The organism is Burkholderia ubonensis, from assembly GCF_001718695.1.
Classification (GTDB): domain Bacteria; phylum Pseudomonadota; class Gammaproteobacteria; order Burkholderiales; family Burkholderiaceae; genus Burkholderia; species Burkholderia ubonensis_B.
Genome location: NZ_CP013420.1, coordinates 1663632 through 1681858, shown reverse-complemented (window position 1 = coordinate 1681858; position 18227 = coordinate 1663632). Strand labels below are relative to the sequence as shown.

The following is an 18227-nucleotide window of genomic DNA, read 5'->3' as shown; positions in this document are numbered from 1 at the left end:
TTTACCTCGAGACGCGAATTCGGTTTGCAATGATGCGCAGCGTCGGACGAAAACCGTGGATCTTGTAGAATGCTGCCAGCTTGTGCGCCTTCCGTACTGCGCCCGAAAACACTTGTCCGCCGAGTGGCAAGTGCTGCGTTCCATGGTGCCAACTCGATGGAAGGGGCGCGATTCCTGTGTCTGCGAGATTCAATTCACCCACAGATGGTGCACTGCTTCGAGACAGATGGGGCAGCAACCGCGAATACGCAGATCTCAGAGCGGTCACGTGATCGGAAGTGCGCGAGTAGAGCGCCGGAGAGATATTTGATCGATACTTCGCCAGTGCTGATGGCGAGTCGATAAGTGCATGGACGGCGTCAATCAGATCTCCCTCACTGCCGGGGGCGATTTTCAGCCCGTTGACACCATGCTGGATGCGTTCTCCAAGGGCACCGATATCTGTAACGATGGGCACGAGGCCCATCTGAAGCGCTTCAGACAGGGTTAAGCAGTAAGTCTCGGGCCAAATCGATAAATGGAGGGAGACGTCACAATCCTTCAACGCGGCCGGCATGTCATCGTACCGGTAACTTCCGTGGGTGACGACGTTAGGATAGCGGGCGCGATTCGAAAAATCGGCGTACTGCGGGTCGATTCGGCCAAATAGATGGAATTCGACCGGTGCGTGTGCGAGTAGGGGAAGGGCGCGCGCAAGAATATCACCCCCTTTCTGATGAGTGACATTGCCGAGCCACGCCACTTTGAGTGGTGTGGGTTTGGTGTGGCATGTCGTCGCGGCCGTACGGTCAGGGATAGGTACCGGAATCACCTGTACGTTGGCGTGACTCCTCACTGAGGGATAGATCCGCTCGTAGATGCGTTTGCTCTGTTTCGTATTGAAGACGAGCATATCGACGCGGCTCAGCACGTCGTTCCAAAAACTCCGTCTTATTGCCTGCGATCCCGGCGCAATATGGTGCTTCTGCCATAAACATACATCGCATTGGGACAGTGGAATATCTGGTGCGCCGCAGTATGTGTCCTTGAACGACAGCAAATTAAACTCGTGACAGACACCGTAAAAATCATGTGCGGTGAATGCGCTCGAAATTCCAAGCAGTGGTGGCGCGAAGATGAGCGACGGCGGGTGGCCGATGGTGTGATGGAAATGGACGAGATCGACCTTATACTTGCTCAGGATATTTCGGAATGTGTTTTCCCTTTCTTCGCATCGAAGCATATCTGTTTCGTATCGACGTGCGAACTGAAAGGTTTCGAGCGTTTCGTAAGTCTCTGACAAAAGGCGAGCGGACCGCCCGGTTCCATTGTCGGGAACATAGAACAGTACGTTGAAATCATTTCGCAATTCGGGACGTAGAAGGTCGAGATATACCTCAACTCCGCCGAAATTAGCGCCGCCTATGACATTGTGTGTCACGAATATGATTGTTCGCCGATCCGAGGTCACCGGTTGCGCTGCGGGGGATGGAATATTCGACGCGGCGGCCAGGATGGTATCGACGCGTCGATCGTACGTATGTAACTGAGTTGCCTTCGTACGAGCTGCCTCTGCAATCTCGTTACGATAGGCGCGATCGTCGATTATCCGTGTCGCTTTCTGGATGAAATCACGTTCGTCCGAGAAGAGGACAAGCTCCCTATCCGGTACAAAGAAGTCCTTAACCTCTGTCAGCGACTCGTGAACGATCTGAACGGACCCCGAGAGCGCGGCCTCGAACAATCGAGGGGGAGGCGTCTCCGCGAATTCGCGGCCTCCAGACGCGGTGAAAACGCGGGGCAGCATCAGGGTCATGGCACTTCGATTTGCAAAACGTGCGAAGTCAGACGGCGATGTGCGCCAGGAGAGGGCGCTAGTCGGCAGATCGATTCCGTGCGGAGGGAGGAACGGATTGGTCGGAAGCGCTAGCTTGTATTTCCAATTCTCGGGTAATTGCTTGAGAACCGAGCGCAAGAACTCGCTGCGGTTCGGCCAGGCGGTGCCGGCGAAAAACATGTGATAACGCAGTTCTTGCTCCGGTGGCAGGACCGGAAGTGAATGAAACTCCACTGCGCCTGCGAGCGGCAAATGTCTACCCCGATTTCCGTATGCTGAAACACTGGACGAATCGTTCGTGAACACGACGTCGAACAGTTCGGCATTTTTCTGATTAATTGGAAGCTCGTAGGGATCTTCGGTCACCCAAAGCACGGAGCGGCCACAAATCGCTGCAAGTGTCGCGCACAGATCCTTGCGGAGTTCCTCGCCATCGAAGGCGATGAACAGATTGCAATTCTGATGCATCGCCGTGGGAGCGGCATCGATGGGATCTACTTTCGCGACGAATGCGACGTCCGGGTGTCGCTGCAAGGCATGAAAAATCGCGAGGCAAATGTAGTGGTTCGGGTTGCGATATTTCGTGTCAAGCAGCAATACGCGGAATTTTGGGTGAGTCATAGATCTTCTTTGCCGACGGGGAAATGCTCAAGGTCATGAGGACGCCACGGGGAGCAGTCTTTGTCGCGGCCGCCCCGAGTACTCGCTTACGCTTCCGGTAGCAACTGTGGCCGCTCCATGGTGGCGCGGTGGCGTCCGGGACTGGCGCATGCTGAGATTGAAGAGACGTGCTCCATGGGTGTTCTTGTGCGAGCAGGCAATGTTAACGCACAACACCGGTTCCGACGCCTGCTCCAGTCATTGCGGAAGTCTAGCAAGTGGAGCGAATGCTCATGTAAGTATCGGTAACCGTGGTCACGGGCGTCGCTTGCCAAGGGGGCGTCTTATGCCCAAACTTACGGCTTTTAGGGAACGGTACGGGATGGTCAGGAACCAAATTCGATGGTGTGCGCGGTGACCGCAAGCACGCGGAGCGAGGGCACGCAACTTTCAGTTTCGGTGGTTGTGTTCCGGCCGGATGTCCCGGCCTTGGTGAGGACTCTCGACACGCTACGGGGCGCGATATCAATTCTTGGCGAGGGAAGGGTACCGAGCAGGACGTCGATCTACCTGATCGACAACGGCGGGCTACCGGACCTGGCGAGTCCTATCCAGTCGCTACATGCAGTCTGCGCAGACGTCGTGATTGCCGCAGGGCATGGCAATATCGGATACGGTCGCGGCCATAACAGTGTTTTGCAGAGCCTGGGTAGCCGATACCACCTCGTCCTGAATCCAGATGTCGACATCGACCCATCTGCACTAGTTGAGGCGATAGCCTTTCTCGACGAGAACGATCAGGTGGGACTGCTTGCGCCGCGTATCAGTAATGAGGATGGAACATTGCAGCACCTTTGCCGGCGCTTTCCCACCGTGATGGATCTTGCCGTGCGTGGATTCCTGCCGGCAGGGTGGCGCAAGCGGTTCCATCGCCGCCTCGCCCACTACGAAATGCGCGACGTCATCAACGACCACGACATCGTCTGGGATCCGCCAATCGTCAGCGGCTGCTTCATGCTGTTCCGCACCGACGTGCTCAAGTGCCTGCAAGGCTTCGATCCGCGCTATTTCCTCTATTTCGAAGACTACGACCTCAGCCTGCGGACTCGCGAGTGCGCGCGCATCGCCTATGTGCCTTCGGTCCGCGTGATCCACCACGGCGGCGGGGCTTCCCGCAAGGGCTCTGCGCACATCCGCATGTTCGCGTCATCGGCGTTCAAGTTCTACAACCGCTTCGGCTGGAGGTTCTGGTGACCCGCGTCATCGTGACGGGCGCGAACGGGTTCGTCGGGCGCGCAGTCTGCCGGCGCGCGCTGGAGGCCGGGCACACCGTCACCGCCTTGGTCAGGCGCCAGGGCGGGTCTGTCGCCGGCGTGCGCGAATGGGTGCACGACGCCGCCGATTTCGACGGTGTCGACCAAGCATGGCCCGCCGATCTGGCCGCCGACTGCGTGATACATCTGGCCGCGCGCGTGCACGTGATGCGCGACGAGTCACCCGATCCGGACGCCGCGTTCGAAGCGACCAACGTCGCCGGCACCATGCGGCTCGCCCAAGCCGCGCGCCGGCACGGCGTTCGCCGCTTCGTGTTCGCAAGCAGCATCAAGGCGGTCGGCGAGAGCGATGGCGGCGCGCCATTGTCGGAAGCGGTGCCCCCCGCTCCTCAGGACGCCTACGGTCGCTCGAAGCTGCGCGCGGAGCGCGAACTCGCGCAGTTCGGTGCGTCGAACGGGCTCGACGTCGTGATCGTTCGTCCGCCGCTCGTCTACGGTCCTGCCGTCCGAGCGAACTTCCTGAAGATGATGGACGCCGTCGCGCGCGGGATGCCGCTACCGCTCGGCTCAATCCCGGCACGCCGCAGCCTCATCTACGTCGACAACCTCGCAGATGTGCTGCTGCGGTGCGCAATCGACCCGCGCGCTGCTGGCGAGTGCTTTCACGTCGCCGACGACGACGCACCGTCGGTCACCGGCCTGCTGCGGCTGGTCGGTGAAGCGCTGGGCAAGCCGGCCCGCCTGATTCCGGTCCCGTCTGCCGTGCTGCGTGTCGTTGGCGCGCTGACCGGCCGCCGGGCGGCAATCGACCGCCTGACGGGCAGTCTCCAGCTCGACACGGGCCGAATCACCCGTGTGCTCGGTTGGCATCCGCCCTACACGACCCGACAAGGCCTCGAAGCGACCGCCACATGGTATCGTTTGCGCGATACACAACAATAGCCGACATGCATTTCACCCTCTCCACGTGGCCGCAGGCGGCCGCGGTGGCGCTGGCCGCTGCCATCGCGTCGACGACGATCCTGCGCACGCTGCTCACCACCGGGCTGGCCTGGCGGCTCGCCACCGACATCCCGAACGACCGTTCGCTGCATACGCGCCCGACGCCGCGCGTCGGCGGCTGGGGCATCGTGCCGGTCTGCGTCGTTGCGTTGCTCGCGCTGGCGCCGCACCTGTGGCTGATCGCGGCCGCCGCCGCTGGCCTGGCCGCGATGTCGCAGATCGACGACCGGCGCGGGCTGCCGGCACGCGTGCGGTTCTCGGCGCACCTCGCAGCGGTCGTCGCGCTGCTCGCGGTGTATCCGGCCGACGCACCGTGGTGGTTGCTGGCCGGCGTCGGTTTCGTGATGGTCTGGCTGACCAATCTCTACAACTTCATGGATGGCGCGGATGGCCTCGCGGGTGGCATGGCGCTGTTCGGCTTCGGCGCTTATGCGATCGCGGCCCTCGGCGGCCCAGGACCGTCGCCGGATCTGGTCGTCGCCGGCGCCGCCATCTCGGGCGCCGCGCTCGGCTTTCTGCTGCTGAATTTCCATCCGGCGAGACTGTTTCTTGGCGATGCAGGTTCCATTCCGCTCGGATTCCTCGCCGGTGCCGTCGGCTATTGGGGCTGGCGAGGGAACGTGTGGCCGATCTGGTTTCCCGCGCTCGTCTTCGCTCCCTTTATTGCCGACGCATCTGTAACACTCCTGAGACGCTTGTTACGTGGAGAAAAGTTCTGGAAAGCGCACCGGGAGCATTATTATCAAAGGATGGTGCGCTCCGGCATCGGTCATGGACGCACTGCTATTTATTGGTACCTCATCATGCTCGCAGGCATAATCGTTGCCTTGTGGGCGTTGGGCCGTCAGGAACTGCAGCAGTGGTTGCTGTTTGTTGCTTGGTATGGCGTCCTGGCATGCATCGGACTTGCGATCGACATGCGCTGGCGCCGGATTCAGAAGGCCGCCGAAAACAATTCATGAGGTCTCCCGCCGATGTTGCGATCCAAAGCATCATGGCTGTCATTCAGTGCTTTCCTGTTCGACCTGCTGGCGGTCGTCGCCGCGTGGTTGTTTGCCTATCTCGTCCGCTTCAACGGGAGCGTTCCGCCTGATTTCCTGAATGGCGCGCTAACAGCGCTCGCCTGGGTGTTGCCCGTTTACGCGCTGATGTTTCACCTGTTCGGCCTATATCGCGGCCTGTGGGTGTTCGCGAGCCTCCCGGACCTGATGCGCATTTCGAAGGCGCTCGCCGGCGGCGGCGTGATCGTGATGATTGGCGCCGTGATGTTCCAGCCGACCCCGATCATCCCGCGTTCGGTGCTGCTGGTGTCCCCGCTGATGCTGTTCCTGCTCATGGGCGGCGCACGCGCGCTGTACCGCGCGACGAAAGAGTTCTACCTTTACGGCGGGCTCGTTGGACAAGGCAAGCCGGTACTGGTGCTCGGCGCCGGCACGGCCGGGGCGAACCTCGCGCGCGAACTGTCACGCTCGGGCGAATGGCGGCTCGTCGGCCTGCTTGACGACGATATCACGAAGCATGGCCGAGAAATCTACGGCTACAAGGTGCTGGGGGCGATCAACGATCTCATGCACTGGACCGATGCGCTGAAGGTCGAATACGCGATCATCGCGATCCCGTCTGCGTCGGTCGAAGTGCAGCGCCGGGCTGCGACGATGTGCGTGCGCGCCGGCGTCAAGGCAATGGTGCTCCCGTCGCTGAATTCACTGATGCCGGGGCAGGGGTTCCTGTCACAGGTCCGCCAGATCGACCTCGAAGACCTCCTCGGCCGCGACGCCGTGACGATCGACACTCCGCACGTCGCGGCGCTGCTGCGCGGCCGCGTTGTGATGGTGACGGGCGCCGGCGGCTCGATCGGCTCGGAGCTGTGCCGGCAGATCCTGCGTTTCGCACCTGCACAACTGGTCGCGTTCGACCTGTCCGAATATGCGATGTACCGACTGACCGAGGAACTGCGCGAGCGCTTCCCGGAGCAGCCGGTCGTGCCGATCATCGGCGATGCGAAGGATTCGCTGCTGCTCGACCAAGTGATGTCGCGCCACGCGCCGCACATCGTGTTCCATGCAGCCGCGTACAAGCACGTGCCGCTGATGGAAGAGTTCAATGCATGGCAGGCGCTGCGCAACAACGTGCTTGGCACGTACCGCGTCGCGCGGGCGGCGATTCGTCATGACGTTCGCCATTTCGTGCTGATCTCGACGGACAAGGCGGTCAACCCGACCAATGTGATGGGTGCGAGCAAGCGCCTTGCGGAGATGGCTTGCCAGGCGCTGCAGCAGACGAGCGACCACACGCAGTTCGAGACCGTTCGTTTCGGCAACGTGCTCGGCAGCGCGGGCAGCGTGATCCCGAAGTTCCAGCAGCAGATCGCGAAGGGCGGGCCGGTGACGGTCACGCACCCGGAGATTACGCGCTTCTTCATGACGATTCCGGAAGCGTCGCAGCTCGTGCTGCAGGCGTCGAGCATGGGGCAGGGCGGCGAGATCTTCATTCTCGACATGGGTGAACCCGTCAAGATCGTCGACCTCGCGCGCGACCTGATACGCCTGTACGGCTTTTCCGAAGATCAGATCCGAATCGAGTTTTCTGGCCTGCGCCCCGGCGAAAAGCTCTACGAAGAACTGCTTGCCGACGACGAGACGACGACCCGCACGCCGCATCCGAAACTCCGGATCGCGCGGGCCCGCGAGGTGCCGGACCACCTGCTCGACGAGCTACTGCCGTGGCTGATGCAGCATCGCGTGCTGAGCGACGACGAGGTGCGGCGCGACCTGCGACGCTGGGTGCCCGAGTATCAGTCGGCCGTCGCGCCGGTGCTGCAGAGTGTGCCTTTGGTGCGAGCGGTATCGAACGAATGAGCGCGCACGCGCTTCGGCTGCCGCTTCGGCTGCGTTAGTGCCGACCAGGAAAAAGCGTCCCGCGGGACGCTTTTTCGTTTTGGCAGCGTGACTTAATGCCCCCGCCTCTCCTTCCTCACCACCATCCACTTCGGCGCCCTGAACCTGACGATGCTCACATAAAGCCAAACATAAGTCACCGCGAACAGCACGACGAACGTGAACAGATGCACCGTATGCCGCCAGAACAGCGTCGCCGGAATCACCGCGACCAGGCACAGCAGCCACAGATACGGCGACGTCAGCGAATTGCGCCGCGTCAGGTCATGCGCGGTCTTCGCCCCGACCGCCCAGCGCATCAGGCGCTTGTAGACGAGCATGTGCAGATGCACGCCGTCCGGAATCCCCGGCGACATCCCGCGCACGAACTTCTTCCGGTAGATCGAGAAGCAGGTCTCGAAGATCGGATACATGAACAGCAGCACCGGATACCACGCGGACACCTCGCGGTTGCGCATCACCAGCAGGATCGCGAGTTCGGCGAGCATGAAGCCGATGAAGTACGCGCCGCCGTCGCCGAGAAAGATCAGCCCGGCCGGGAAATTCCACACGAAGAAGCCGAGCACGGCGCCCATCATGATGAACGACGCCGACATCACGACCGCGTCGTCGACCTGGAACGCGACATACGCGAGCGACGCGAACATCATGAAGCTGACCATCGACGCGAGCCCGTTGAAGCCGTCGATGATGTTGACCGCATTCGCGAGCGCCGCGACGGCCAGCACGGTCACGAACGCGGAAATCGCGACGTAGCCGAGCAGGAAATCGAGCGGCGGCACGCTGATGCGCTTGACCGCGATGCCCAGCAGCCAGAACGCAAGCGCGGCCGCGCCCATCGTGCACAGCAGCCGCGCGCGCGGCGACACGCGCTTGGTCAGGTCCTCGACGAGCCCCGACAGGAAAGCAGGCATCCCGCACCCGGCGATGCCGAGAATGCTGCCGGCGATCGTCGGATAGCGCCGGGACAGGATCAGCGCGGCAATGACGACGCCCGCGAGGATCCCGATGCCGCCCACGCGCGGCACGGGCCGCACGTGGAATTTCTGCACGCCTGCCAGATCGCTGTCGACCGAGAACTTCTCGTGCAGATGGGCGTAGCGCACGATGAAGAGCGTGACGAGCAGGGAAACGATGAAACCGGACGCGAAGCTGAGCATGGGATTGCTCGGAAATGGGACAGCGGATTATACAAAACCGTTCGGGTTGTTCTCCTGCCAGCGCCAATGGTCGACGCACATTTCATCGAGGCCGAACTTCGCACGCCAGCCGATGACGTCGGCGGCGGCCTGCGGGTTCGCGTAGCACTCGGCGACGTCGCCCGGACGGCGCGCGACGAGCTCGTACGGCACCGGCCGGCCGGACGCCTTCTCGAACGCGCGCACGACTTCCAGCACGCTGTAGCCCTGGCCCGTGCCGAGGTTCACGACGAAGCTCGCGTCGCGCTTCACCAGCGCGTCGAGCGCGGCGATGTGCCCTTGCGCGAGATCGACGACGTGGATGTAGTCGCGCACGCCGGTGCCGTCCGGCGTCGGATAGTCGGAGCCGAACACGCGCAGCTTCGCCAGTTTGCCGACCGCGACCTGCGCGACATACGGCATCAGGTTGTTGGGGATGCCTGCCGGATCCTCGCCGATCAGGCCGCTCGCGTGCGCGCCGACGGGGTTGAAGTAGCGCAGCGTCGCGATCCGCCACGACGGGTCGGACAGCTCGAGATCGCGCAGCACCTGCTCGGCGATCAGCTTCGACTGGCCGTAAGGGTTGGTCGCCGACAGCGGGAACGATTCGTCGATCGGCGAGCGCTCCGGCACGCCGTAGACGGTTGCGGACGAGCTGAACACGAACTGCTTCACGTTGCGCTCGCGCATCACCTTGAGCACCGTCAGCAGGCCGCCGATGTTGTTCTGGTAGTACTCGAGCGGCTTCGCGACCGATTCGCCGACGGACTTCAGCGCCGCGAAATGAATCGCGCCGGTGATCGGGTGCGCGTCGAACACCTTGCCGAGCGCCGCCTCGTCGCAGACGTCGGCCTGATGGAACGCGGGCGTCTTGCCGGTGATCTGCGCGACGCGCCGCACGGACTCGGCCTTGCTGTTGACGAGGTTGTCGACGATTACGACGTCGTAGCCGTGATCGAGCAATTCGACCGCGGTGTGCGAGCCGATATAGCCCGCACCGCCCGTCACGAGAATCGTTCCCTTCGTAGTCATGGTTTCTGTTCCTTCAGAGAGAGACGCCCGTCAAGGCGCGTATGGTGATTGTGTAGCGTTCGACGACTTTCTGCTCGTCGAACTCGGCGACGACCTTCTGCCGGCCGCGCCGACCCATCGCCGCGCGGCCGTCGGGGCCGAGCGCGATCATCTGCATGACGCGCTCGGCGAGGCTCGCGCTGTCTCGCGCGCGGCACAGCAGGCCGGTGTCGCCGTCGGCGACGACGTCGCGGCAGCCCGGCACGTCGGTCGCGACGATCGGGCGGCCCATCGCGGACGCCTCCATCAGCGTGCGCGGCACGCCTTCGCGGTACGACGGCAGCACGACGCAGTCGGCGGCGGCGATGTGCGGGCGCACGTCGTGCGCCTCGCCGAGGTATTCGACGACGCCTTCGCGCACCCACGCGTCGACGTCGTCGCGGCCGATCGCGCTCGGGTTGTCGACGCCGAGCGGGCCGAGCAGTTGGAAGCGCGCGCGCGGATGCTGCGCGCGCACGACGCGCGCGGCCTCGACGTATTCGCGCACGCCCTTGTCCCACAGCAGCCGGCCGATCAGGATGAACACCGGTGCGTCACCGGCCGGCAGCGGCGCGGGCGCGAACTGCTCGAGATCGACGCCTTCGCCGTGCAGGAGGCGCGCACGCTCGGGATGCGCGAGCAGCCGCTCGCCGGAGAACGTCGCGAGGTCGTCGCGATTGAGGAACCACACTTCGCGCGGGAAGCGGAATGCGAACCGGTAGAGCCGCTTCGCGATGCTCGCCGCGCGGCTCTTCTGGATGAACACGTAGCCGAGCCCGGTCGTCACGGCGACCGACGGCACACGCGCGAGCCATGCGGCGACGGAGCCATAGATGTTCGGCTTGATCGTGTAGTGGAACACGAGGTGCGGCTGCAGCGCACGGTAATGGCGATACAGCGCGGCGAGCGTGCCGAGATCCTCGCGCGGGCTCGTGCCTTTCGACGCAACCGAAAGCGGCACGTAGCGGCAGCCCATCTGCTCGAGCAGCGGCACCGTGCGGTCGTCGGGCGCGGCCACGATCACCTCGGCGCCGCGCGCGACGAGCGTGCGGATCAGCCCGTGGCGATACGTATAGATCGCCCAGGCCGTGTTGCAGACCAGCACGATGCGCAGCGGGGAAGAGGCAGCCATGAAAAAAACCAAAAAATAATGCGTCGAAAAAGCCGAATATGCGTCAAGCGGACGGCCGCGCGGCGAACAGCGTCTGCTTGATCCGCTGCAGCGTGCGGTACGGCGTCACGAAATGCAGCAGGTTCTTCGCGAGGCCGGCCCAGTCGTACGGGTTCAGCGCGTTGAAATGGCGCAGCAGCAGCGCGAGCGTCGACATCAGCTGGCGGCGGCGCCTGGTCGCGCTGATCCCGCCTTCGTTGAGCTCGTAATAGAGCCCGAGCTCCGGCAGGTTCGCGCAATCGTAGCGTTGCATTAAGCGTAAAAAAAGGTCGAGATCCTCGGCGGCGCGGTACTTCGCGCGATAGTTGCCGACCTCGCGCACGGCGTCGACTCGCAGCATCACCGACGGATGCACGAGCGGCGAGCGCAGGAAGCGCGTGCGGCGCAGCGCGCGCGGATCGGCGGGCGGCGTCAGCATGAAGCGCGGCTCGCCGGCGCGCGACACGACCTGCGTCCACATGCCGACGCAGGCGACGCGCGGATGCGCATCGAGATACGCGCGCTGCTTCGCGAGCCGCCCGGGCGCGGCGAGATCGCCCGCGTCGATGCGGGCGGCATAGCGGAAGCCGCGCGCGGCGAGCGCGTCGATGCCGGCCTCGAGCGCGCGTTCGATGCCGCCGTTGCGCGGCATGCGCAGCACCTCGACCGCGAGGCCGGGCAGGTCCGGCACGGCCAGCGGCGGCGTGCTGCCGTCGTCGACGACCAGCACGTGCACCGGCGCGTCCTCGCGAAACGACGCGAGGGTCCGGACGACATCGTCATGCGCGTTGTAGGCCGGCATCAGCACGGCCACGTCGCCGAGCGGGCCGGCATCGCGCGGCGCGGAAATAGGGTGCGTCATGGGCGCAGCTTGAAACGAATGTAATAAAAATTTACCGCGGCGGCGGCAAGATAGCCGCCAGCCAGCCCGACGAGCGCGCCGTACAGGCCGAGCCGCGGAATCGCGAGCAGGTTGACCAGCGCGGCGATCGCGAGCGCGAGCGCCCATTTCGCCAGCAGGACGAATTTTGCTTGATATTTGAGAACGATAAGATTGCCTATCGCCTCGATGCCGGCCGGCACGGACAGCCAGACGGCCCAGCGGAAGATGTCGACCGACGCTTCGTAGCCGGGCCCGAACACCTTGCCGATGATGAGCGGCGCGGCGGCATCGAGCACGAGCGCGCCGGCGGTCATCAGCGCGGCGGTCATCGCGATCAGCCGGACGATGTTGCGGCGCAGCCGCGCGACGTCCTGCACGCGGTAGACGAAGGCGGGCGCGATCGTCTGCGCGAGCATCAGCGCGAGCGTGATCCAGTTCTCGTTGAGCTGCTGCGCGGCCGCATAGCGGCCGAGATCGGCGAACGACACGTGGCGCTCGAGCATCAGGCGGTCGAGCTTGAGGAACAGGTACATGCAGATGAGACCGAGCCAGAACACCGTGCCGGCGGTCGCGAAGTGCCTGAACGTCGGCCGGTCGACGTGCCAGCCGAGCGCGCCGCCGTTGCGTTGGCGGTAATACAGCAGCAGCACGATGCCGATCGCGGCGGCTTCGAGCGCCCACAGCCATGCGAAGCGGGCGGGGCCGGCGGCGGCGCGCACCAGCAGCCAGACGAGGAGCGCCTTGACGAGCGCCGCGGCCATGCTGGTGACGAGCTGCGGCTTGCTGTAGGTCATGCTCTGCAGCCACGCGTTGACGACGCCGACGAACGGCTCGCGAAAGATCATCGTCACCGCGAGGCCGGCGAGCATCGCGCCGACGAGCGGGTCGAACGCGCCGGCGGCGATCGCGGCCCAGGTCGCGGCGAGCGCGGCGGCCGACACGGCAATGCGCAGCGCGAACGCGCTGCCGAGCACCGCGCCGAGCTGTCCGGCGCTGCGCTGCACGATGGTCGGAACGAGGATTTCCGCGCCGCACACCCAGGTGAGCGGCGCCAGCACGAGGAGCAGCGTATTCGCATACTGCCATTTGCCGAACACGTCCGGCCCGAAATAGCGGGCCAGAAGGCCGCTGATCGCGATCGCGACGCCGATCTGCGTGAGCCGTTCGAGCCCCAGCCAGACGAGGTTCGCGACGGCTTTCGCGACGTCCGGGTTGGCGAGGCGCTTCAGCATGGCGCGCCGCGCCGGCGCGCGCGTCGGAAGGGCGCAACGGCGCCGGCGGGCGGGCGCGTTGCGGCGGCGGGACGGCTAGGCATTAAAATGGGCGGTATTCGCGTAATCAAAACGAGCGATTATAAGTTGGTTCGGGATCGCTCCCGCCATCCCGGCCCATCCGGACAAGCCCCGGGCGCGAGGCCCGGCGCCGGCGACGAGGCGGCCAACGTTTTCCATGCAGGCAACCGAGAGTGAATCGATGATTTCCCAATCCATCTTCAAGGCATATGACATTCGCGGCGTGATCGGCAAGACGCTCGACGCCGACACGGCGCGCGCGATCGGCCGTGCGTTCGGCAGCGAAGTGCGCGCGCAGGGCGGCGACGCGGTCGTCGTCGCGCGCGACGGCCGGCTGTCGGGGCCCGAGCTCGTCGGGGCGCTTGCCGACGGCCTGCGTGCGGCGGGCGTCGACGTCGTCGACGTCGGCATGGTGCCGACCCCGGTCGGCTATTTCGCGGCGAGCGTGCCGCTCGCGCTGAAGGGCGGCGAGCGCCGCGTCGATTCGTGCATCGTCGTCACCGGCAGCCACAATCCGCCGGACTACAACGGCTTCAAGATGGTGCTGCGCGGCGGGGCGATCTACGGCGAGCAGATCCAGGCGCTGTACCGCCGCATCGTCGACGCGCGCTTCGAGACGGGCAGCGGCACCTACGAGCAGTTCGACGTCGCGGAGCAGTACATCGCCCGCATCGCCGGCGACGTCAAGCTCGCGCGGCCGATGAAGCTCGTCGTCGATGCCGGCAACGGCGTCGCCGGGCCGCTCGCGACGCGCCTGTTCAAGGCGCTCGGCTGCGAGCTGGTCGAGCTGTACACCGACATCGACGGCACGTTCCCGAATCACCATCCGGACCCCGCTCACCCGGAAAACCTGCAGGACGTGATCCGCGCGCTGAAGGAAACCGACGCCGAGCTCGGCTTCGCGTTCGACGGCGACGGCGACCGCCTCGGCGTCGTCACGAAGGACGGCCAGATCATCTTCCCGGACCGCCAGCTGATGCTGTTCGCGGAGGAAGTGCTGTCGCGCAATCCGGGCGCGCAGATCATCTACGACGTGAAGTGCACGCGCCATCTCGCGCAGTGGGTGAAGGAGAAGGGCGGCGAGCCGCTGATGTGGAAGACGGGCCACTCGCTGGTGAAGGCGAAGCTGCGCGAGACGGGCGCACCGCTCGCGGGCGAGATGAGCGGCCACGTGTTCTTCAAGGATCGCTGGTACGGCTTCGACGACGGGCTGTACACGGGCGCGCGGCTGCTTGAGATCCTCGCGAAGACGGCTGATCCAAGCGCGGTGCTCAATGCGCTGCCGGACGCGATGTGCACGCCGGAGCTGCAGCTGTGGCTCGACGAGGGCGAGAACTTCCGCCTGATCGAGAAGCTGCAGAAGGAAGCGAAGTTCGACGGCGCGGACGAGGTCGTGACGATCGACGGCCTGCGCGTCGAGTATCCGGACGGCTTCGGTCTCGCTCGCTCGTCGAACACGACGCCCGTCGTCGTGCTGCGCTTCGAAGCCGAGACGCAGGACGGCCTCGCCCGCATCCAGGAAGACTTCCGCCGCGTGCTGACGGCCGCGAAGCCGGACGTGAAGCTGCCGTTCTGAGCGCGCGGCCTGACGGCCGCCAACCGGCGCGACGGTCGCACGAGCCGTCGCGCGTTCCCCCCAAAAGCGGCGCATGCCAGCGGCATGCGGCCGCTTTTTGTCTGTGCGAGCGCCGCGGCGCGATAAAATCGCGTCTTTATGCCTGTCGCCGGCCTTCCGCCGGCGTTTTTTCAGCGTGCAAAAGATCCTGATCGTGCGCGTGTCGTCGCTGGGCGACGTCGTGCACAACATGCCGGTGATCGCCGATATCCGGCGGCGCCATCCCGATGCGCAGATGGACTGGCTCGTCGAGGAAAGCTTCGTCGACCTCGTGCGGCTCGTCGACGGCGTGCGCGACGTGCTGCCGTTCTCGCTGCGCCGCTGGCGCAAGAAGCCGTTCTCGGGCGCGACGTGGCGCGAAATCGGCGCGTTCCGCAAGCGGCTCGCCGCCGAGCGCTACGACCTCGTGATCGACTGCCAGGGGCTCATCAAGACCGCGTGGGTCGCGAGCTGGGCGCGCGGCCCGCTCGTCGGGCTCGGCAACCGCACCGACGGCGCCGGCTACGAGTGGCCGGTGCGTTTCTTCTACGACAAGCGCGTGCCGATCGAGCCGCGCACGCACGTCGTCGAGCGTTCGCGGCAGCTCGTCGCGGCCGCGCTCGGCGACCCGGCGCCGGCGCCCGCCGAGCCGATCGACTTCGGCCTCGACACGCGCGCGGCGTCGCGCGCGGCGGCCGCGCTCGGGCTGAACCTGCCGGTGCCGTACGTGGTGTTCGTGCATGCGACGTCGCGCGCCGACAAGCAATGGCCGGACGCCGCGTGGATCGAGCTCGGCCAGTCGCTCGTGCGGCGCGGCGCGTCGCTCGTGCTGCCGTGGGGCAACGACGCGGAGCGCGCGACCAGCGAGCGGCTCGCGAAGGAGTTCGGCGCGGCGGCGATCGTGCCGCCGAAGCTGTCGCTGCCGGCGGTCGTCGGGTTGATCGACGGCGCGGCGGCCACCGTCGGGGTTGACACAGGTCTGGTTCACATCGCGGCGGCGCTGAAGCGCCCGACGGTCGAACTGTACAATTTCGCGACGGCCTGGCGGACCGGCGGCTACTGGTCGCCGAACGTCGCCAACCTGGGCACGGCGGGGCAGCCCCCGTCGATCGCGCAGGTGAAGTCGGCGCTCGCGGGCTTCGGTCTCCTGTAACCGCACGCATCCCAAGACCATGAGCGAATCCCAGATCATCGAAGTCTCGTCCGCCGACTGGCGCGGGCACAATCTGTCGGTGCCGCGCGAGCAGCTGCTGGCCGCGGTCGAAGAAGGCAAGGTGCTGTATTTCCCGCACCTGCGCTTTGCGATCGAAGGCGGCGAGGAAGCGCTGCTCGATCCGGCGCTCGCCGATCCGAAACGCAAGAACATCAGCCTCGCGCCGAACGGCGGCGCGCTCGCCGGCGTGCTCGGCGACAGCGTCACGCAGTCGGCGGTGCGCGCGCTCGTCGCGCGCTTCCAGCAGCAGGCCGGCTCGCTCGTCGACGGCCTCTTTCCCGAATACCGCGGCAAGCTGCGCGTCGCGCCGACGAGCCTGCGCCTGATGCAGGTCGAGACGCGCCAGACGTCGTGGCGCAAGGACGACAGCCGGCTGCACGTCGACGCGTTCCCGTCGCGCCCGAACTACGGCGAGCGGATCCTGCGCGTGTTCACGAACGTCAATCCGGCCGGCGCGCCGCGCGTGTGGCGCGTCGGCGAGCCGTTCGAAGCCGTCGCGAAACGCTTCCTGCCGCGCATCCGGCCGCAGCTGCCGGGTTCCGCTTGGCTGCTGAACCTGCTGCACGTGACGAAGACGCCGCGCAGCGCGTACGACCACCTGATGCTGAACCTGCACGACAGCATGAAGGCCGACCTCGACTACCAGAAGAACAGCCCGCAGGAGACGATGCCGTTTCCGCCGGGCAGCGTGTGGATCTGCTTCTCCGACCAGGCGTCGCACGCGGTGATGTCGGGCCAGTTCATGCTCGAGCAGACGTTCTTCCTGCCGGTCGACGCGATGGTGCGGCGCGATTGCGCGCCGCTCGGCATTCTCGAGCGCCTGACGGGCAGGGCGCTGGTTTGAACGCGCGCCGCAGTCGAAGTCACGAGGTGGCCGCTTCATGCTGAGGGTGATCTATCGCGCGCTGTGGTGGCTCGTCGCGCCGCTGGCCGTCGTGCGCCTGGTCGTGCGCTCGCGCAAGGAGCGCGGCTACCGCGAGCATATCGGCGAGCGCTTCGGCTATGGGCCGGGCCGCGCGCCGGACGACCGCGCGCCGCTGATCTGGGTGCATGCGGTGTCGGTCGGCGAGACGCGCGCCGCGCAGCCGCTGATCGATGCGCTGATGAAGGCGCGCCCGGACGCGCGCATCCTGCTCACGCACATGACGCCGAGCGGCCGTGCGACCGGCACGCAGATCTTCGGCGATCGCGTGCTGCGCTGCTACCTGCCGTACGACATGCCGGGCGCGGTGCGGCGCTTCCTGCGCGCATGGCGGCCGACGCTCGGCCTCGTGATGGAAACCGAGGTGTGGCCGACGCTGATCGACGAATGCCGCCGCGCGGACGTGCCGCTCGTGCTGACCAATGCGCGGATGTCCGCGCGGTCGTACAGGCGCGCGGCGAAGTTCGGCGCGGCGGCGCGCGACGTGTTCGGCGGCTTCTCGCGGGTGCTCGCGCAGAGCCCGGCCGATGCGGAGCGCCTGGGCGCGCTCGGCGCACGGCACGTGACGGTGCTCGGCAACCTGAAATTCGACATGACGACGCCGCCCGAACTCGCGGCGCGCGGGCATGCATGGCGCGACGCGATCGGCGCGCGCCCGGTGTGGGTGGCGGCGAGCACGCGCGAGAACGAGGAAGCGCTGGTGCTGCAGGCGTTCGCGGCGGTGACGACACCCGGCGCGCTGCTGATCCTCGTGCCGCGACATCCGCAGCGCTTCGGCGAAGTCGAGGCGCTCGTCGCGCGCAACGGGCTCAAGTGCGTGCGGCGTTCGGCCTGGGCGGCGGATGCCGCCGCGCTCGCGGCGGGCCAGCCGGCGGCGGCGCGGTTGCCGGCCGACGTGACGGTGCTGCTCGGCGATTCGATGGGCGAGCTGGGCGCGTACTACGCGGCGGCCGACGTCGCGTTCATCGGCGGCAGCCTGCTGCCGCTCGGCGGGCAGAACCTGATCGAAGCATGCGCGGTCGGCGTGCCGGTGCTGATCGGGCCGCACGTGTTCAACTTCACGCAGGCGACCGCCGATGCGGTCGCGGCGGGCGCCGCGCAGCAGGTGCAGGACCCCGCGGATCTCGCCCGCGCGCTCGACGCGCTGTTCGCCGACAACGCGCGGCGCATCGCGATGGGCGCGGCCGGCGCGGCCTTCGCGGCGCGCCATCGCGGCGCGACCGCGCGGACCGTCGACGTGCTGGCGGCGCTGCTGCCGGCCGCCGGGAACGGCGCGCCCGAGATGCAGGACGAATAGGCACGGCGCGGCGCGCTTGCGCTTCGGCGGGCGCGCGCCGCGGCTTGCGACACATGCGT

General features: G+C 65.9%; 14 protein-coding genes. 8 read left to right on the top strand and 6 right to left on the bottom strand.

Annotated elements, in window-relative coordinates:
- Position 1: 1 nt before the first annotated feature.
- Positions 2-2437, bottom strand: a complete 2436-nt coding sequence (locus tag WJ35_RS29700) for a glycosyltransferase family protein (protein ID WP_080484262.1) — start codon at positions 2435-2437, stop codon at positions 2-4.
- A gap of 381 nt (positions 2438-2818) precedes the next feature.
- Here WJ35_RS29700 and WJ35_RS07655 point away from each other — a divergent pair, with 381 nt between their 5' ends.
- From WJ35_RS07655 to WJ35_RS07640, 4 genes are read left to right on the top strand one after another with little or no spacing between them, the layout of a single operon-like run.
- Complete coding sequence (locus WJ35_RS07655; protein ID WP_069238992.1) at positions 2819-3670, top strand: glycosyltransferase; 852 nt, start codon at positions 2819-2821, stop codon at positions 3668-3670.
- Positions 3667-4632: a UDP-glucose 4-epimerase family protein gene (locus tag WJ35_RS07650; RefSeq protein WP_069238991.1), complete on the top strand. Its 966-nt coding sequence runs from the start codon at positions 3667-3669 to the stop codon at positions 4630-4632. Before WJ35_RS07655 ends, WJ35_RS07650 begins: the two co-directional genes overlap by 4 nt.
- Before the next feature lie 5 nt (positions 4633-4637).
- On the top strand, positions 4638-5654 hold the full coding sequence (locus WJ35_RS07645; RefSeq protein WP_069238990.1) for an MraY family glycosyltransferase: 1017 nt from the start codon (positions 4638-4640) through the stop codon (positions 5652-5654).
- A 12-nt stretch (positions 5655-5666) separates the two neighbouring features.
- Positions 5667-7550, top strand: a complete 1884-nt coding sequence (locus tag WJ35_RS07640) for a polysaccharide biosynthesis protein (RefSeq protein ID WP_069238989.1) — start codon at positions 5667-5669, stop codon at positions 7548-7550.
- A gap of 92 nt (positions 7551-7642) precedes the next feature.
- On the opposite strand, the gene WJ35_RS07635 is transcribed toward WJ35_RS07640, so the two are convergent.
- From WJ35_RS07635 to WJ35_RS07615, 5 genes are read right to left on the bottom strand one after another with little or no spacing between them, the layout of a single operon-like run.
- Positions 7643-8749 carry an MraY family glycosyltransferase gene (locus WJ35_RS07635; RefSeq protein ID WP_069238988.1) on the bottom strand — a complete coding sequence of 369 codons (1107 nt, stop codon included), beginning with the start codon at positions 8747-8749 and terminating at the stop codon, positions 7643-7645.
- A gap of 27 nt (positions 8750-8776) precedes the next feature.
- Positions 8777-9799: a UDP-glucose 4-epimerase GalE gene (gene galE / locus WJ35_RS07630; RefSeq protein ID WP_060231505.1), complete on the bottom strand. Its 1023-nt coding sequence runs from the start codon at positions 9797-9799 to the stop codon at positions 8777-8779.
- Positions 9800-9812: 13 nt separating this feature from the next.
- Complete coding sequence (locus WJ35_RS07625) at positions 9813-10949, bottom strand: glycosyltransferase family 4 protein (RefSeq protein ID WP_060231504.1); 1137 nt, start codon at positions 10947-10949, stop codon at positions 9813-9815.
- 43 nt (positions 10950-10992) lie between these two features.
- On the bottom strand, positions 10993-11829 hold the full coding sequence (locus tag WJ35_RS07620; RefSeq protein ID WP_060231503.1) for a glycosyltransferase: 837 nt from the start codon (positions 11827-11829) through the stop codon (positions 10993-10995).
- Positions 11826-13082: a lipopolysaccharide biosynthesis protein gene (locus tag WJ35_RS07615; RefSeq protein ID WP_060231502.1), complete on the bottom strand. Its 1257-nt coding sequence runs from the start codon at positions 13080-13082 to the stop codon at positions 11826-11828. Before WJ35_RS07615 ends, WJ35_RS07620 begins: the two co-directional genes overlap by 4 nt.
- 241 nt (positions 13083-13323) lie before the next feature.
- Between WJ35_RS07615 and WJ35_RS07610 the strand changes: the two genes are divergently transcribed.
- The 4 genes from WJ35_RS07610 to waaA all read left to right on the top strand — a co-directional run bounded on the left by WJ35_RS07610 (position 13324) and on the right by waaA (position 18168).
- Complete coding sequence (locus WJ35_RS07610) at positions 13324-14718, top strand: phosphomannomutase/phosphoglucomutase (protein ID WP_069238987.1); 1395 nt, start codon at positions 13324-13326, stop codon at positions 14716-14718.
- Between the two features lie 175 nt (positions 14719-14893).
- Positions 14894-15889, top strand: coding sequence for a lipopolysaccharide heptosyltransferase I (gene waaC, locus WJ35_RS07605; protein ID WP_060231500.1), 996 nt, complete (start codon positions 14894-14896; stop codon positions 15887-15889).
- A 19-nt stretch (positions 15890-15908) separates the two neighbouring features.
- The gene (locus WJ35_RS07600) at positions 15909-16793 is read left to right on the top strand and encodes a Kdo hydroxylase family protein (protein ID WP_010097011.1); all 885 of its coding nucleotides are present in this window, start codon (positions 15909-15911) and stop codon (positions 16791-16793) included.
- Positions 16794-16830: 37 nt separating this feature from the next.
- Positions 16831-18168 (top strand): lipid IV(A) 3-deoxy-D-manno-octulosonic acid transferase, encoded by a 1338-nt coding sequence (gene waaA, locus WJ35_RS07595; protein WP_060231499.1) that lies wholly within the window; start codon positions 16831-16833, stop codon positions 18166-18168.
- Positions 18169-18227: the final 59 nt, after the last annotated feature.

Bases quoted from the DNA above. Each gene is read 5' to 3' on its own strand.
- WJ35_RS29700 (WP_080484262.1), bottom strand. From the start codon at position 2,437: ATGACTCACCCAAAATTCCGCGTATTGCTGCTTGACACGAAATATCGC.
- waaA (WP_060231499.1), top strand. From the start codon at position 16,831: ATGCTGAGGGTGATCTATCGCGCGCTGTGGTGGCTCGTCGCGCCGCTG.
- WJ35_RS07645 (WP_069238990.1), top strand. From the start codon at position 4,638: ATGCATTTCACCCTCTCCACGTGGCCGCAGGCGGCCGCGGTGGCGCTG.
- WJ35_RS07600 (WP_010097011.1), top strand. From the start codon at position 15,909: ATGAGCGAATCCCAGATCATCGAAGTCTCGTCCGCCGACTGGCGCGGG.
- WJ35_RS07620 (WP_060231503.1), bottom strand. From the start codon at position 11,829: ATGACGCACCCTATTTCCGCGCCGCGCGATGCCGGCCCGCTCGGCGAC.
- WJ35_RS07610 (WP_069238987.1), top strand. From the start codon at position 13,324: ATGATTTCCCAATCCATCTTCAAGGCATATGACATTCGCGGCGTGATC.
- galE (WP_060231505.1), bottom strand. From the start codon at position 9,799: ATGACTACGAAGGGAACGATTCTCGTGACGGGCGGTGCGGGCTATATC.
- WJ35_RS07655 (WP_069238992.1), top strand. From the start codon at position 2,819: ATGGTGTGCGCGGTGACCGCAAGCACGCGGAGCGAGGGCACGCAACTT.
- WJ35_RS07625 (WP_060231504.1), bottom strand. From the start codon at position 10,949: ATGGCTGCCTCTTCCCCGCTGCGCATCGTGCTGGTCTGCAACACGGCC.
- WJ35_RS07640 (WP_069238989.1), top strand. From the start codon at position 5,667: ATGTTGCGATCCAAAGCATCATGGCTGTCATTCAGTGCTTTCCTGTTC.
- WJ35_RS07615 (WP_060231502.1), bottom strand. From the start codon at position 13,082: ATGCTGAAGCGCCTCGCCAACCCGGACGTCGCGAAAGCCGTCGCGAAC.
- WJ35_RS07635 (WP_069238988.1), bottom strand. From the start codon at position 8,749: ATGCTCAGCTTCGCGTCCGGTTTCATCGTTTCCCTGCTCGTCACGCTC.